The 15,809-nt window shown below is 39.7% G+C and carries 14 protein-coding genes; 9 read left to right on the plus strand and 5 right to left on the minus strand.

The window, feature by feature from the left end:
* Positions 1-73 precede the first annotated feature (73 nt).
* The gene (locus E4N80_RS04570; RefSeq protein ID WP_253700688.1) at positions 74-541 is read right to left on the minus strand and encodes a hypothetical protein; all 468 of its coding nucleotides are present in this window, start codon (positions 539-541) and stop codon (positions 74-76) included.
* Between the two features lie 39 nt (positions 542-580).
* Positions 581-1,063, minus strand: a complete 483-nt coding sequence (locus E4N80_RS04575) for a hypothetical protein (protein ID WP_253700689.1) — start codon at positions 1,061-1,063, stop codon at positions 581-583.
* 157 nt (positions 1,064-1,220) lie between these two features.
* Here E4N80_RS04575 and aspS point away from each other — a divergent pair, with 157 nt between their 5' ends.
* From aspS to E4N80_RS04605, 6 genes are all read left to right on the plus strand, one after another.
* Complete coding sequence (aspS, locus tag E4N80_RS04580) at positions 1,221-2,984, plus strand: aspartate--tRNA ligase (RefSeq protein ID WP_253701045.1); 1,764 nt, start codon at positions 1,221-1,223, stop codon at positions 2,982-2,984.
* Between the two features lie 7 nt (positions 2,985-2,991).
* A complete protein-coding gene (gene trpS, locus E4N80_RS04585; protein WP_253700690.1) occupies positions 2,992-4,065 on the plus strand; it encodes a tryptophan--tRNA ligase in 1,074 nt (357 codons plus the stop codon).
* Positions 4,066-4,182: 117 nt separating this feature from the next.
* A complete protein-coding gene (locus tag E4N80_RS04590; protein WP_002669135.1) occupies positions 4,183-4,689 on the plus strand; it encodes a chemotaxis protein CheW in 507 nt (168 codons plus the stop codon).
* 5 nt (positions 4,690-4,694) lie between these two features.
* Complete coding sequence (locus tag E4N80_RS04595) at positions 4,695-5,720, plus strand: DegT/DnrJ/EryC1/StrS family aminotransferase (RefSeq protein ID WP_253700691.1); 1,026 nt, start codon at positions 4,695-4,697, stop codon at positions 5,718-5,720.
* Positions 5,721-5,761: 41 nt separating this feature from the next.
* Complete coding sequence (locus tag E4N80_RS04600; RefSeq protein WP_253700692.1) at positions 5,762-6,631, plus strand: NAD(+)/NADH kinase; 870 nt, start codon at positions 5,762-5,764, stop codon at positions 6,629-6,631.
* Between the two features lie 37 nt (positions 6,632-6,668).
* Positions 6,669-8,321, plus strand: coding sequence for an ABC-F family ATP-binding cassette domain-containing protein (locus tag E4N80_RS04605; RefSeq protein WP_253700693.1), 1,653 nt, complete (start codon positions 6,669-6,671; stop codon positions 8,319-8,321).
* Between the two features lie 15 nt (positions 8,322-8,336).
* On the opposite strand, the gene E4N80_RS04610 is transcribed toward E4N80_RS04605, so the two are convergent.
* From E4N80_RS04610 to cbiD, 3 genes are all read right to left on the minus strand, one after another.
* Complete coding sequence (locus E4N80_RS04610; protein ID WP_253700694.1) at positions 8,337-10,127, minus strand: [FeFe] hydrogenase, group A; 1,791 nt, start codon at positions 10,125-10,127, stop codon at positions 8,337-8,339.
* Positions 10,121-11,950, minus strand: coding sequence for an NAD(P)-binding protein (locus E4N80_RS04615; RefSeq protein ID WP_253700695.1), 1,830 nt, complete (start codon positions 11,948-11,950; stop codon positions 10,121-10,123). Before E4N80_RS04615 ends, E4N80_RS04610 begins: the two co-directional genes overlap by 7 nt.
* A gap of 126 nt (positions 11,951-12,076) precedes the next feature.
* Positions 12,077-13,168, minus strand: coding sequence for a cobalt-precorrin-5B (C(1))-methyltransferase CbiD (gene cbiD, locus E4N80_RS04620; protein ID WP_253700696.1), 1,092 nt, complete (start codon positions 13,166-13,168; stop codon positions 12,077-12,079).
* Positions 13,169-13,351: 183 nt separating this feature from the next.
* Here cbiD and E4N80_RS04625 point away from each other — a divergent pair, with 183 nt between their 5' ends.
* Genes E4N80_RS04625 through E4N80_RS04635 form a run of 3 tightly spaced genes read left to right on the plus strand, consistent with a single transcriptional unit; the run spans position 13,352 to position 15,623 of the window.
* Positions 13,352-14,071 carry a class I SAM-dependent methyltransferase gene (locus E4N80_RS04625; RefSeq protein WP_253700697.1) on the plus strand — a complete coding sequence of 240 codons (720 nt, stop codon included), beginning with the start codon at positions 13,352-13,354 and terminating at the stop codon, positions 14,069-14,071.
* A gap of 36 nt (positions 14,072-14,107) precedes the next feature.
* Positions 14,108-14,929, plus strand: a complete 822-nt coding sequence (locus E4N80_RS04630; protein WP_253700698.1) for a glycoside hydrolase family 191 protein — start codon at positions 14,108-14,110, stop codon at positions 14,927-14,929.
* Between the two features lie 31 nt (positions 14,930-14,960).
* Positions 14,961-15,623, plus strand: a complete 663-nt coding sequence (locus E4N80_RS04635) for a uracil-DNA glycosylase family protein (protein WP_253700699.1) — start codon at positions 14,961-14,963, stop codon at positions 15,621-15,623.
* Positions 15,624-15,809 lie beyond the last annotated feature (186 nt).

Below are 15,809 nucleotides of genomic sequence, written 5' to 3' on the forward strand. Positions count from 1 at the left end.
ATATCATCCCATGTCGGATGTATATATTTTTCTTCCGTGCTCATAACAAAGCTTCCCGTTTTGATCGGTATTTTTAGTTTATTGCTTCAAAAACATATCGTTCTTCGTTTGTATCAAAGCTGTAATTATAAGATTTTAAACCTTCTACGGTAATTTCCTGTTTGCTCGGACCATAAGTAGTCGTAACACTCCTATAAATAATACCGGGCCTCGTTTTAGTAAACGAAGATTCGACGATATGGGTTCCCGGTGTAACATAAAATCCGTTTGAAAGTTTTTCTGTAAAAAATAGCGGACGCTCTCCGTCAACGCTGTTGACGGTTATTTGCCGGGCAGCACTTGCCAGATAACCGGTTACCGAACTTGTTTTACCGATATACACTTTTACGGCATTGGGATGTTCATTCAGCCAGTTTGTAACCCGTTTCTTTTCATTCTTTGTTTTAAATATTGCAAAGGCAAAATAAGCAATTAAACCTATCGGGATAATGATAAAATAATAGATATGCGAAAAACTTGCATTACTCATGATTGTGTCCATATGTTTGCTCCTTTATGATTGTTCAATTTAGCCGGTTTATCAGCTGTTGTGTTTTTCCGTTGTATTTTCGGTATCGAGCTTGGCTACGGAATCTCCGGTAATGCCTAAGTTTTCCAAAAGCTTATTAAAATGAGAAATACCGATAAGTTCGCAATCAACCAGCACTTCCTCTTCTCCCGGTCTCGTAAGATACAGTGAACATTCCGTATCGCTTCCGGCAGAAGATCGCCCGTATGTCGAGGTAACGATTTTAGCCCTGATAGCTGTTGTCGCAATATCATATACGTCCGTTTTTTTACCTTTTTTTATGGTCAGCGTTTTATCATCAACCTCTATCGTAATGATATTATTGATAATTACAAGCCAAACATATCCTGCCAAAATGGCAATAAAAACAAGAGCTCTTACTATATTGCTCGGTATAAAAAAACCGACAATAAAGCTTACAATTACGGCAAGAGCTAATCCCATAGCAGCATTTACAAGGACTCTGTAAATCCTTGTCTTATAGGTGTGTTTCATATAAACTCCTAAAAATAAAAATATTTTGTAATTATAATTATTTACCGGCTTTTGTCAATCTTTTTTTTAGATGACATCCTTATTTTTTAAAGATAAAATCTCCACGCTCTATTGCATAGCTTTTGTATTTTAACTATAATATTTAATTATGGAAAAAATGCAAAGAACCGTAACCTGCGGCGGCTTAAATAAGGATTTTGCAGGAAAAACTGTTGTTTTAAACGGCTGGATTCACCGAAAAAGGGATCACGGCGGTATTACTTTTTTAAATTTACGCGACCGTTACGGTTTGACTCAAGTTGTTGTGGACGATGATGCAAGCGAAGAATTAAAAGCTCTTGCAGTAAGCCTCAAGCAGGAATTCTGTATTGCCGTTGAGGGGCTTGTAAGGCAGCGCCCCGATTCTATGATAAACAAAGAAATGGCAACCGGAGAAATCGAAGTTAAGGCCTTAAAGATTGAAGTGCTTTCAAAAAGTGAGGTGCTTCCTTTTCAGATTGACGAAAAAACAAATGCAAACGAAGATTTACGGCTTAAATACAGATATTTGGACTTACGCTCAAAGGCTATGCAGAACCATATTATGTTGCGCTCCAAGTTTACCTTTGCTGTCCGCGAATTTTTAACTTCAAAAGATTTTTTGGAAATTGAAACCCCGACCTTTATTAAGTCCACACCGGAAGGAGCCCGCGACTATCTGGTTCCCTCCCGACTTTATCCGGGAAAATTCTATGCCCTACCCCAATCTCCGCAGATTTATAAGCAGATTTTAATGGTCTCCGGTTTTGATAAATATTTTCAGATTGCACGCTGCTACCGCGACGAGGATGCCCGAGGCGACAGACAGCCCGAGTTTACTCAAATCGACCTTGAAATGAGCTTTGCTTCCCGCGAAGATGTTTTAAGCTTAACCGAAGGAATGATGCAGTATGCTTTTAAAAAGAGCATAAACGTAGACCTTCCGAAAACATTTGAACGCATAAGCTACGATGAAGCTATCGATGTCTACGGCACAGATAAGCCCGATCTCCGTTTTGAAATGAAGATGCAGGATGCAGCATTTATGGCCGAAATCGGAAACTTTGCAGTTTTCAAAGATGCTATTTCTTCAGGCGGAGCCGTCAAGGCCTTGGTTGTAAAAGGACAGGCTGAAGCCTATAGCCGCAAAAAAATTGAAGAGCTTGAAGCCGCAGCCAAAATATACAAGGCTAAGGGCTTGGCTTGGATTAAGGTAACGGAAGCCGGTGCAAAGCTTGAAGGCGGTATTTCCAAATTCTTTGAAGGAAAGGAAGCGGAAATTTGCTCAAAACTCGGAGCCGAAAAAGGCGACTTAATTCTTTTTGTAGCCGATAAGTACAAGATTGCCTGCACGGCCTTGGGAGCCGTCAGAGGCAAGCTCGGAAAGGACTTAGGCCTTTTAAACCCTGCCGAATTTAAATTTGCTTGGATTGTGGACTTCCCCCTCTTTGAATGGAATGAGGAAGAAAACAAATGGGATCCGGCTCATCACATGTTCTCGGCCCCTCAAGAAAAATATCTTGCAACAATGGAAGAAAATCCCGAACCCGTAAAAGGCGATCTTTACGACCTGGTCTTAAACGGATATGAGGTAGCCTCCGGCTCCATAAGAATCCACAATCCTGAACTGCAAAAGCGTATCTTTAAGATTGTCGGCTTTGACGAAAGCGAGGCAGAAAAGAAGTTCGGCTTTTTAACGGAAGCCTTTAAATACGGTGCCCCGCCCCACGGCGGCATTGCTCCGGGACTTGACCGCATAGTGATGATTATGGCAGGCGAAACCTCGATAAAAGAAGTAATCGCCTTCCCAAAAAACTCCTTTGCAGTAAGCCCCATGGACGACAGCCCCAGCGAAGTAGACCAAAAGCAGCTGGATGAACTCCATTTGGTTATTAAGGAATGAGGTTTAAATGAAAAACATTATTTTGACCGGGGATAGACCCACAGGAAAACTTCATATCGGGCACTATGTAGGCTCTTTAAAAAACAGGGTAGCTTTGCAGAATTCGGGTAAATACGACGAAATTTATATTATGATTGCCGATGCGCAGGCTACAACCGACAATGCGGATAATCTTGAAAAAGTGCGTGCAAGCGTTATCGAAGTGGCTTTGGATTATCTTGCCTGCGGAATAGACCCTCAAAAATCGACAATCCTCGTGCAGACTCAAATACCGGAACTTTGCGAGCTTACATTTTATTATATGAATCTCGTTACCCTGGCCCGTCTTGAACGGAACCCTACGGTAAAAAATGAGATTAAGCTGAGAGGCTTTAACACCGGTGCCAACGCCGGCGGAAACACCGGTATCCCTGTAGGATTTTTAACCTACCCTATAAGTCAGGCTGCCGATATTACGGCTTTTTTGGCAAATACGGTTCCTGTAGGCGAAGACCAGATGCCCATGATTGAGCAAACGCGCGAGATAGTCCGCTCCTTTAATTCTCTTTACGGGGAAACCTTGGTAGAGCCCAAGGAGCTTTTACCTGCAAACAAAACATGCGGACGGCTTCCCGGAACCGACGGAAAGGCTAAAATGAGTAAGTCGCTCGGCAACTGTATTTATATTTCGGACAGCCCCGAAGAAATCAAAAAGAAGGTAATGGGAATGTTTACGGACCCGAATCACCTCCGTGTTGAAGATCCGGGGAAGGTTGAAGGGAATCCGGTATTTACCTATCTTGATGCCTTTGCCCGAAATGAGCACTTCTCTGAGTTTTGGAGCGATTATTCATGCTTGAATGAGGTTAAGGAGCATTACCGAAAAGGCGGTCTAGGCGATGTAAAAATTAAAAAATTTTTGAACAATATTTTACAGGAAGAACTTAGGCCACTCAGGGAAAAAAGAGAGGCCTTTCAAAAAGACCTCCCTTCCGTTTATCAAATACTGATTGAAGGCACCAAAAAAGCAAGGGAAAAAGCCGCAGCTACGACTCATTCTGTCCGCTCTGCAATGAAAATAAACTATTTTGAAGGAATGTGACACATAAGCAAAGCTGATGACAAGTTTTAATTAAATAAAACTAAAACATCTCCATTTTCCCCTTGAATTTTATATGTTTGTATGATAATATCTTAAATATTGGAGGAAGGAAACTATATGGCAAATGCAGGAGGCCTTAATAAAAAGGCCAAGGTCGAAAATGATGACCTTTTAAAATTAGTTACATTCCAACTCGGAGAAGAACTTTACGGTGTAGAAATTATGGACGTTGACCAAATAGTCAGGGTTCAAGATGTAAGGCCTATTCCGAATGCTCCGTATTATGTTGAAGGAATTTTTAACCTACGAAGCGAAATTATTCCGGTAATAAGTCTTCACAAGAGATTTCACATAAAAAAGGCTTCTTTAGATGAAGGCGATGAGTTTTTGGGCGGTTTTATAATAATAAAGGTTGAAAACAACAAAATCGGTATTATAATCGATAGAGTAGCCCGTGTTGTTGATGTAAAAAAAGAAGAAATACAGCCTCCGCCCCAAATGATTGCAGGTATCGGGGCCGAGTACATTAACGGCGTTGTCCGCCGAGATCCCGGTTACCTAATAATTTTGGATATTCACAGGCTCTTTAATCCGAAAGAATTACAGAAAATTACGAATTTATAAAAATTATGAAAATACCCGTTTACAGTTCCACTATAAGACGCTCCGAAATGGATGCTGTTCTTACATGTATGGTCGAGGAAAAAATAGGCCCCGGCGAGATGAACCAAAAGCTTATCAAGCAGGTTTGCGAAACATTTCAAACAGCCGGAGCCGCTGCATTTAGAAGCCCGGCCATAGCTTTAAACTATGCTTTAAAAGCCTTAAACCTTGAAAACGGTTCATCGGTTATTATCTCAAGCCTTGCACCCTCGTGGCAATATGTAGAATTAAACCGCCAAGGGTATAAACCGATTGTGCTTGATGTAGAAGCAGATTCCGTTTTTCCTTCTTTTGAGAGCATTGAAAATGCGGTTCAAGCAGGCGGAAGAGTTCTTGTCTTACATGAAACCTTGGGCTTTTTACCTGATATCGAAAAGATATTAAGCTTAAACATTCCCGTAATAGAGGATATTTCTCAAAGTGCAGGAGCTGCCTACAAGGAAAAATATGCCGGCAGTATGGGAGTCTTTTCGATTTTGGGACTGGAAGAAAAGGATATTCTAACAGGCGGAGGAGGTGCCGTATTACTTGCTCCCGAAAGGCGGAATGCAATAGTTTTAAAAAAACTTTATGACGAATCCCCTCTTACAGACCAATTGCCCGACATAAATGCGTCCTTGGCCTTTGTTCAGTTGAAGCAGATGGCCAAAAACATGGAGCAGCGTAAGGAAATGCATGAGTCCTATATCCGCTCTTTAATGCAAGGAAAACATAAAACGATAGCTCAAAAAGAAGACACGGTAAATCCGGTTTATTCTTTCCCGGTTATTTTAAATTCGGGAGTTTCGGATGTGCAAAAATATGCGGCAAAAAAGGATATAGACATAGAGCTTGCTTTTAAAAATTCTACCGTCGAATACTTAAAAGAAAGTCAAGAAAGTTTTATAAATGCATCTTCTCTTTTATTAAGATGTGTTCTTTTTCCTCTTTATCCGCGATTAGGTGCAAAAAAGTCGTCAGAGATTGCAAGAGTTTTAGCTACCCTGCCCTAATTTCTTTTATAAAATTAGGCCCGAGCTTTTAAGGAGAAATTTTGAAAAAAGCCCTTATAGTTTTAAGTATCGAAAAACCCAATGCAAAAAAGATTTGTAAAGAAATCGAAGCTTTTTTATCGGCAAAGGGAATCGATTCTTTTGTATATAAATATGACGGCATCTCCCATTCTCCCGAATTAAATGAAGACTATGACCTTGCAATAAGCCTTGGCGGAGACGGTACGGTTTTATTTACTGCCCGTTACAGTGCTCCGCGGCAAATCCCCGTTTTTCCGATAAATTTAGGACGGTTCGGCTTTATAGCAAATATTGAACCTAAAGAATGGGAAGGAGAACTTTTACAGCTCTTAAACGGAGAACAAACCTTACATAAAAGGATGCTCCTTTCAGCTTCGATAAAACGGAAAAATAAAGAAATTGTAAAATATGAAGCTTTAAACGATGCCGTTGTTTCCGGTTCGGGCATGGCAAAGCTGATAAACTTGGATATTTCCTTTAACGGAATTTCTTTCGGTGTTTTTAGAGCTGACGGGGTAATCGTTTCGACTCCTACAGGTTCAACTGCCTACTCGGCAGCTTCAGGAGGGCCGATCTTAGATCCTGATGTATCTGCATTTGTTTTAACCCCTATTTCTCCTTTTTCCTTATCGAACCGCCCCTTGGTTCTTCCATCGTCGGGTCAAATGAAGATAAAAATTCTTCCTGCAAGAGTGAAAGATATTATAGTTTCAATTGACGGACAGGAGATGGTTTCTTTACAAGAAGATGATGAGATTATAATAAGCGAATCTCCCAATAAGGTAAAAATGGCAGGCTGTTCTCCCGATAATTTTTACAAGGCCCTGCGCTCAAAGCTCGGCTGGTCTGGTTCTTCATCGCCTGCTGATTTGATGCAAAAATTGAATTGATTGACATTTTATCCCCTTTATTGTATTATGACAGCTTATGATTACAGTAAGCGATTTAAGTTTAAAGTTCGGCGACAGGCCGCTTTTTAAGGATGTTAATTTAAAATTTACAAAAGGCAACTGCTACGGAATTATCGGTGCAAACGGAGCCGGAAAGTCTACTTTTTTAAAAGTGCTTTCGGGAGAATTGGAGCATGACTCAGGTGAGTTCAGTATTACCCCCGGAGAGCGAATGGCTGTTTTAAGGCAGGATCACTTTGCCTTTGACGAATACAGTGTAAAAGACACGGTTTTTATGGGCTATCCTAAGCTCTACAATATTAGAAATGAAAGAGAAGCCATTTATGCAAAAGAAAATTTTAGCGAAGAAGACGGAATAAGGGCTTCGGAATTGGAGGCCGAATTTGCAGATTTAAACGGCTGGGAAGCTGAAAATCAAATAGAGCAAATTCTTTCAGGTTTGGGCCTTGATGAAAACTACCATGACAGAATGATGAGCGAACTGGATGAGGGACAGAAGGTGCGGGTCTTGCTTGCTCAGGCTATCTTCGGCACCCCCGATATTCTTCTTTTAGACGAACCGACAAACGGTTTAGACCTTGAATCCATAGCATGGCTTGAAGAATTTTTAATCGACTTTCCCAATATTATAATTGTTGTTTCTCACGACAGGCATTTTTTAAATACGGTTTGTACCCATGTCTGCGACATTGACTACGGAAAAATCCGCATGTATTCCGGTAACTACGATTTCTGGTACCAGATGAGCAGGATTATGCAAAGGCAGGCTAAGGACCAACAAAAGAAGAGAGAAGAGAAGATGAAGGATTTGAGGGAGTTTATCCTACGCTTTGCCTCAAATGCTGCAAAGAGCCGTCAGGCAACCAGCCGAAAAAAAGTTTATGATAAACTGGCCTTGGAAGAAATTGAAGTTACGAGCCGTAAATTCCCTTATGTCCATTTTAAGCCCAATAGGGAAATCGGAAACAATGTTGTCCGCACCGAAAAAATTTCTTATAAAACCCCCGACACTGCGGAAGAAAAGGGCATTCAGCTTTTAAGCGATTTTTCGTTTACGGTAAACAGAACCGATAAGATAGCCTTTGTAGGCCAAGAGCATAATTCAAAAACAGCCCTCTTCGATATTTTAACCGGAAAATTAAGCCCCGATTCGGGAGATGTTTACTGGGGACAGACCGTATCCCATGCCTATCTTAATAAGGACAATGCCGAGTATTTTAATAACGATTTAAATATTACCGAATGGCTTAAACAATATTCCCCTGACCAAGATGATGCCTATGTAAGAGGCTTTTTAGGCCGAATGCTTTTTTCGGGTGATGAGTCATTAAAGCCCGTAAATGTTCTATCCGGAGGCGAAAAGGTACGCTGTATATTGAGTAAGCTCATGCTTTCGGGAGCAAATGTTTTAATATTGGATGAGCCGACAAACCATCTCGACCTTGAAGCTATCACAAGTTTAAACGATGCCCTTGTGGAATTCCCCGGTGTTATTCTTTTTAACTCTCACGACCATGAATTTATTTCTTCAATCGCAAATAGAATTATCGAAATTACTCCCAACGGCGTAATCGACAGGATGATGAATTTTGACGATTATATAAAAGACGAACACATCAAAAAGCTGCGTGAAGAACTATACGGCAACACCAAAAAGATGCAGATTTAAAAATCTGTGCTATAATTACGATTGAAATCTCTCGTTTATAACATAACCCTTTCGATCCCGCTTTGGACTTCTCGGCATTTCCCATATAAAATGGTCCGTATGTAAAAGACTGTGGGCCTTGTGACTGTTCGGCTTTTCAAAGAAGTTATTGTATAAATTCTTTATGTCCTCATTTTCATGCGAATATCTTAATTTTAAATTACTGTCGATAAAATAAAGATTTTGGCCGCGTTCAAAGGCCAATTCAAAGCCGTCATGTATGGGCTGACCTCCGCCTCCTACACAGCCTCCGGGGCAAGCCATAATTTCTACAAAATCATAATGCTTTTCGCCTGCTTCTATAGAATCTATAAGCCGCCTTGTATTGGCAAGTCCGCTGGCCACGGCAACACTCAAATTATTCTCTTTTAATGTAAAAGAAGCTTCAATAATACCCGACTCTTCTTGCGAAGAATGCCTTACAACTTTAAAAGCATCCGGCGGACAATTTTCTCCCATTATGGCATAATAGGCAGTACGCAAGGCCGCTTCCATAACACCGCCTGTAGCTCCGAAAATAATTCCCGCACCTGAAGCATCATGGAAAAGTTTATCAGGTTCCGTTTCTTTAAGGGTTTCGGGGAGAATATGAGCAGACTTAATCATCCTTACAAATTCCCGTGTAGTCAAAACACAGTCCATATCATGTCCTGCATACTCGCCGTAGAAAAGCTCCATGTTAATCTCGCCTTTTTTTGCAACACAGGGCATAATTGCAACGGAAAAAATATCCTCAGGTCTTTTTCCTATTGACTCAGCAAAATACGACTTCATAACCGCACCGAACATTTGCATGGGAGATTTTGCCGATGATAAATGAGAAACCAAATGAGGATATTGGCTTTTTATAAAACGAACCCACCCCGGACAACAGGAGGTAAACATCGGTTTATCTTTTAGCTCGCCCTTAGAAAAACGTTCAAGGAATTCGTAGGCTTCTTCCATTATGGTTAAGTCGGCCGAAAAACTTGTATCAAAAACATAGTCGGCCCCCATTCGTTTTAGGGCATCAAATATTTTGTTGACGGAAGCGTCTTTTAGATCAAGGCCTAAGTGTTCTCCCCAAGCCGTACGGATTGCAGGAGCCACTTGCACAACAACAACCTTATCAGGATCTGCAACTGCCCGCCAGAATTTTTCCGTGTCATCTCTTTCCCGTAAGGCACCCACGGGACAATGAGTTATGCACTGACCGCATAAAGAGCAGTCTGCTTCAGCTATAGTCCTTGAGCCTGAAACATTTATTGTAGTTCTGCCGCCTGTTCCTTCCATTTCCCATATATTAAGACCTTGAACTTTATCGCAAACCTGAATACAACGCATACATTTAATGCACTTTTTTGAATCCCGTATAAGAGGAAAATTTTTATCCCATGGCTGAAGCTCAAGCTGTTCTTCATATAATACATCTTGAATATTAAGATCGTTTGCAAGGGTTTGTAAAGCACAGTTTCCGCTTCGTACACAGGTTGCACACTTACAATCATGTTGAGACAAAATCATCTGAACGGTTCTTCTTCTGTCAAGCCTTACCTTCGGGCTATTAGTGTATACAACCATTCCTTCTTCAACGGAGTTGTTACAAGCGGTTATAAGTTTTTCCTTTCCTTCCAATTCAACAACACATACACGGCATGCTGCAATTTCATTGATTCCCTTTAAAAAACAAAGTTTTGGTATAGGAATACCGGCCTGTGCTGCAGCTTCCATAATTGTCATGTTTTTATCAACATTTATTTTTATATTATCTATTGTTAAGTTTACCATAATCTTTCACGCCCTCCCTTAAATATTCCAAAGCCGAAGTGATCGCATTTTAGACAACGGTTCGATTCCTGACAAGCCTCTTTTTTACTCATACAGAATTCTACACCTTCAAAATCCTTAATCCTTTCTGAGGCTTCTCTCTCTCCAAGCTCAACCCTTCCGCAGGCAAGGCGGTCATCTATATTAGGTATGGGGATTTCTATATCACAGCTTATAGTGTGGCTGTAACCTAAATATTCGTCTATATTTGCAGCCATAACCTTTCCGGCGGCAATAGCCTTTATAACTGTAGAAGGTCCTGAAGCACAATCCCCTCCTGAAAATAAGCCCGGCATTCCTTTAAAACTTGCGCTGGGCATCGTAAAAAGCTTGCCCCTATCAATCGGTATACCTGACTCTTCATAATGCTGAGTTTCGATATCCTGTCCTATTGCAACAACAAGCACTTCACACGGAATAAAAATATCAGGTTCCCCCGTAGATACAACGGAGGCTCGGCCGTCTTTTATTTTGGAAATCATCTGGGGAGTAACCCAAACGCCTGTGAGTTTTCCATTCTTTACTTCGAGTTTTGAAGGAGCTTTTAGGGTCATCATTTCTACCCCTTCGGCTAAGGCTCCTTCTATTTCGGCAGGAAGAGCCGTCATATCGGCTACACGCCTTCGATAAAGACAGGTAACTTTTTCCGATTTTAGGCGGACAGCAGTACGCACTGCATCCATGGCAACATTTCCGCCTCCTATTATTGCAGTTTTTTTACCTGTTAAATCCATGCCCTTATCCATTCCTACATCTCTAAGGAATTGAACGGCAGAGATAACGCCTTCGGCATCTTCTCCTTCAAGGCCTAGTTTTTTGTCGGTTGAGGCTCCAATTGCTATAATAGCTGCATCATTATCTTTTATAAGCTCATTGAGTTCTATGTCGGTTCCTATTTTTTTACCGTAAACAATCTTAACTCCGGTTTCGAGAATTGCATCTATATCTTCGTCCAATCTGTCCTTAGGAAGACGGTAATTAGGTATACCGTAACGGAGCATTCCTCCTAATTTGGGCAGCATTTCATATACGGTTGTCTGATGCCCCATGAGCTGTAAATAATAAGCCGCGGTGAGCCCTGCAGGACCGCCCCCGACTATGGCTATAGTCTTTCCTGTAGAAGGGGCAGATGGAGGGGGCGGAACTTTTCCGGAAAATTCAACGGCAACTCTTTTTAGTCCTCGTATATTTATGGCACTGTCTACCATGTTTCGCCGGCACCTATGTTCGCAAGGATGTTCACAGATAAAGGCACATGTAGAAGGAAAAGGATTGTCCTTTCTGATAAGCCGGACGGCATCAGCATACCTTTCATCCCTGACAAGGGCAATATAGCCCGGAATATCCACATTTGCAGGACAGAGAGCTACACAGGGTACGGGCTGAGTTGTTATACAGCCGCATCTTCCGTGTTTTATATGCTCTTCAAAGTCATCACGGCAATAGATTATGCTTTTATAAACCATATCGGCAGCTTCATACCCCAGTGCACAGTCAGCTGTCTCTCTTATCGACTTTGCAGTTTCTTCGATAAGTTTGATGGTTTCCATTTCAGCTTTTCCGTTTAGAACATCAGTTAAAATATGCTTTAACTGTAAAAGGCCGATACGGCACGGCACACATTTTCCGCAAGTTTGGGCATGACACATTTCGATAAAGGCACGTGTTATGTAAACGGGACAAAGTCCGGGAGGACTTGCTTCAATTCGATGTTGAAGATTCTCATACAGTTCTTCAATTATAATTTGAGACCGGTTTTGTGAAAATATCTCAAGTCGACTCATTTGCATACTCCTTATGTCATATATATTAACCTAAGTTGAATCCACTCTCATCTTTAATTGTACAATATGTTTATTAAAATAGCAAGTTTTAATTTGATAACTTTAGAATTTTTTTCTATAAATTGTTTATTCTACAAGGCCGTACTTCATCGAATATATTAAAACCCTTATCGAAAGGCTGTCATCCTTGAGGTATTTTTTGATTCTTTCTTCGGCTCCTCTTTCCATGGCTTTAAGAATCATTTCCATCTTGTTTTCAACAAGATAGTTGAAGACTTCTTCAGCCGTTAAAAAGGCATTTACCGTTTCGATTGTTTTTTTGTCTGCCCCATGCATGGCAAGGTAGTAGACAAAGGCTTCCATGCGCGTGTCGGCGGTGCGGTTATGGGTGTTAAAAATACCTATGGAAAGTTTGGCGAATTTACCTATGTGTCCGAGTAAGGTCATGGTTTTAAAGCCTTTAGAATAGGCATAGCTTAAACTATCCCCTATATAGTTTGAAATTTTTACGGTGGGAAGGTCTATTATAGTGTTTAGTTTTTCTTTAAGGCCTTCCCCGTAGTTTCCCGGCACCAAAAGTATTTCTTTTTTTTTCGAATTTTGTAATATTCCGTCTATTTCAAGATAGATGGTTTTTTTGATGGCATCTTCGCTCATAGGATAGACTATGCCCTTTGTGCCTATAATAGAGATGCCGCCTTCAACACCGATATTTTTATTAAAGGTTTTTTTGCCGATTTCGGCTCCTTGAGGACTGAAAATTTCTACATTGAAGCCCCTTTTTGAAACCTTTAAAACTTCTTTTTCTATCATTTGACGGGGTACGGGATTAATGGCAGCCTCCCCTACTTCTCCGAAAAGACCTTTTTTGGTAATTCTTCCTATACCCTCTCCACCGTCAATAAGAACCTTCCCATCGTTTCTATAAGAGACCCGAGCATGGATGTAAATGCCGTCGGTGCTGTCAGGGTCGTCCCCCGCATCTTTTTGAACGGCGGCCTCTCCAATAGCTGTTCCGTCTTTGTCTTTATAGGAGCGGCAATGCTCTACCGGAAGGTCAAGGACAAGTCCTGCAGGCGTATCGATTTTAACCGAGGTCATAGTTTCACCGCCTAAAATCAAAGCCGCCGCCTTAGCCGCCGCCGCCGCACAGCTTCCCGTCGTATATCCGCATCTTAGCTTTTGTCCGTCTTTGTCTATATATAAATCCAGTTTCATTTTATAGATAAGATTATAGCATTTAAAATGGGTTTAGAGAAGATGGCGCTACTAAACTCCATTTATGACAATGTTAATACTTAGAAACCCAAGATATGCCTGAATCTCTTATTAAACGTATTGCTTCTTTATTTCTTTTGTAGTATTCTTAATGGGTTTTCAGGGGTATTATAAGGAAAAACTATGAATGTATATGATTTAATTGCAGAACATTACAGCGACCTTTTTCCGCTTGAAACGGAAAAACTTGAATTTATACAACACCTTTGTCCGTTGCCGGGCAGATTGTGCGATGCAGGCTGTGCAACCGGTGAACTTGCAATGGGTTTATATCAAAAGGGATATAATATATGCGGACTCGACTTAAATGCAAAGATGATTGGAATTGCAGAAAAGAAAGCTTCGTGTATCCGCAAAACAGGTGAGCTTATGTTCTATCATGCAGATATCGCCGATATTATGCAGTTCGGTAAATTTAAGGGTGTGTTGTGTTTTGGTAATACACTTCCGCATTTGCATGATGAAGATATTCTACACCGTTTTTTTAGTTCCGTGTATCGGTCATTAGAGGAACACGGCATCTTTATTGTTGAAGTTCTCAATTATGACCGCATTCTTGCTGATAAAAGAATGGACTTTAAAGATAAAGAAACGAAAGATTTTATTTTTAAGAGGCACTATGATTTTTTACCTGACGGGAATATCAGATTTACTATAGAATTTACCGATAAGTTGTGCAGTACCGTCGGTTCGGATTTTACGGTATTACATCCTCTGAAGAAGCAAATGCTTTTAGCCTTATTTAAGCAGGCAGGATTCAAATCTGTTTCAGCCTATTCGGATTACAGCTTTACGGAAAGCCGTGCAGAAGATTATGCCGTAGTATATACAGCAAATAAATAGGAGATATAATATTCTCATTTTGATAAGGAGCAGTTTATGAAAAACATAAAATATCTTTACATGGTTTTGATTTTTTTTACTATTATTGTAATAAAAGGCATGGCGGCAGAAAACAACAAAGAGTATAAAGTACTGATAGGTATGGCCCCAGATAAAGCGGTAAATCTTAAAGGAATAAAAACACTGGTAATTGATGCCGAATTTTTTTCTAAAAAAGATATAGAACAGCTTCACAAAAACGGGAATGTTAATATAATTTCTTATTTAAACATCGGCTCTATCGAAACATTCCGCGATGATTATGAAGCATTTGAAGATCTAGCTTTAGGAGACTATGAAAATTGGGATGAAGAAAAATGGATAAATGTTGCGGACAAAAGATGGCAAAAAAGAATTAAGGACAAAGCACGGCTCTTATCTCAAAAAGGCATAGACGGTTTTTTTCTTGATAATGCTGACATATATTATCATTATCAAACGCCCGAAATATATCGAGGACTTATGAGTCTTTTGTACGAAATACATAAAGAAAATAAACCTATTATAATAAACGGCGGAGATACTTTTATAACTCAAGCAATGAAGGAAAATGCTCTTAAAGGAATCATAAACGGAATCAATCAGGAAAGCGTATTTACCGAAATAAATTTTAAGAATAATACATTTGGAGTAAAACCTATAGAAGATAGAGAGTATTTTATGGACTATCTGGATCAATGTAAAACCTATGGATTTACCGTCTATTTACTGGAATACGGCCCAAGCAAAAAAATTGAAAAAGACATAAAGACGTATTGTCAAAGCAACGGATTTATCTATTACATATCCCATTCATTGCAACTCGATAAACTTTTTTAATGCGGAAAAATTATATTTTAAGGAAAATTTTATGAACAACAAAAACAATTCTGCTTCAAATAGCAGCACAGAACATGTACATCCGTTTGAGCCCTTCGTCTCTAAAAACACAAAGACACTAATATTGGGTACCTTTCCGGGAAAAGATTTTACGGATCCTAATAAAGAGAATGACAAAGAAGATTGGTATTATGGCAATAAATGTAACGAATTTTGGGAATTAATAGAATATGCTTTAGACTGTAAAGAAAATTCATTAAGAAAAATAAAAGAAAAAAAGGAAGTATTGAAAAAACACAACATTGGTATAACAGACATTGTCAAAAAAGCAAAGCGAAAAGAGGATAATAACTCAGATGAAAATCTTGAAGTTATGGAAACTAACGATCTTAACTCCCTTCTTGATAAATATAAGGACATTGATACAATTGTACTTACTTCAAAAGATATGTACACACAATTTTTTAAAAAATATTATGTAAAAACTGACGATGCCATTTTAAAACAAGATAAAAACAAGAAAATGGAAACTCATGAAGAGCAAGGTAAAAAAATAAATATCTATTATTATACTTTTAAAGAAAGACCAATCCGTGTTGTTCCATTGCATACTCCCGCAAGAAAAAATGTAGCAAATATATCAATAGATATAAAAAAAGCACTATATAAATATATACTTAACGATACTAAGTAATCTTACCCTGCCAAAAATCGGACATGGATGTCCGATTTTTAGCGAACCCCTTGAATTTTTACAGATTTTCTTTTATACTTCCCTGATTGTAAATGAGGAGATTTGATAAACAGTTCGGCAGAAATTCAGCCTCACTGTTTATCTGTCGAGTTTGCCTTTCGGCAAACATCGCATTATTGTATGCAG

It is taken from the genome of Treponema denticola (assembly GCF_024181605.1).
GTDB lineage: Bacteria > Spirochaetota > Spirochaetia > Treponematales > Treponemataceae > Treponema_B > Treponema_B denticola_B.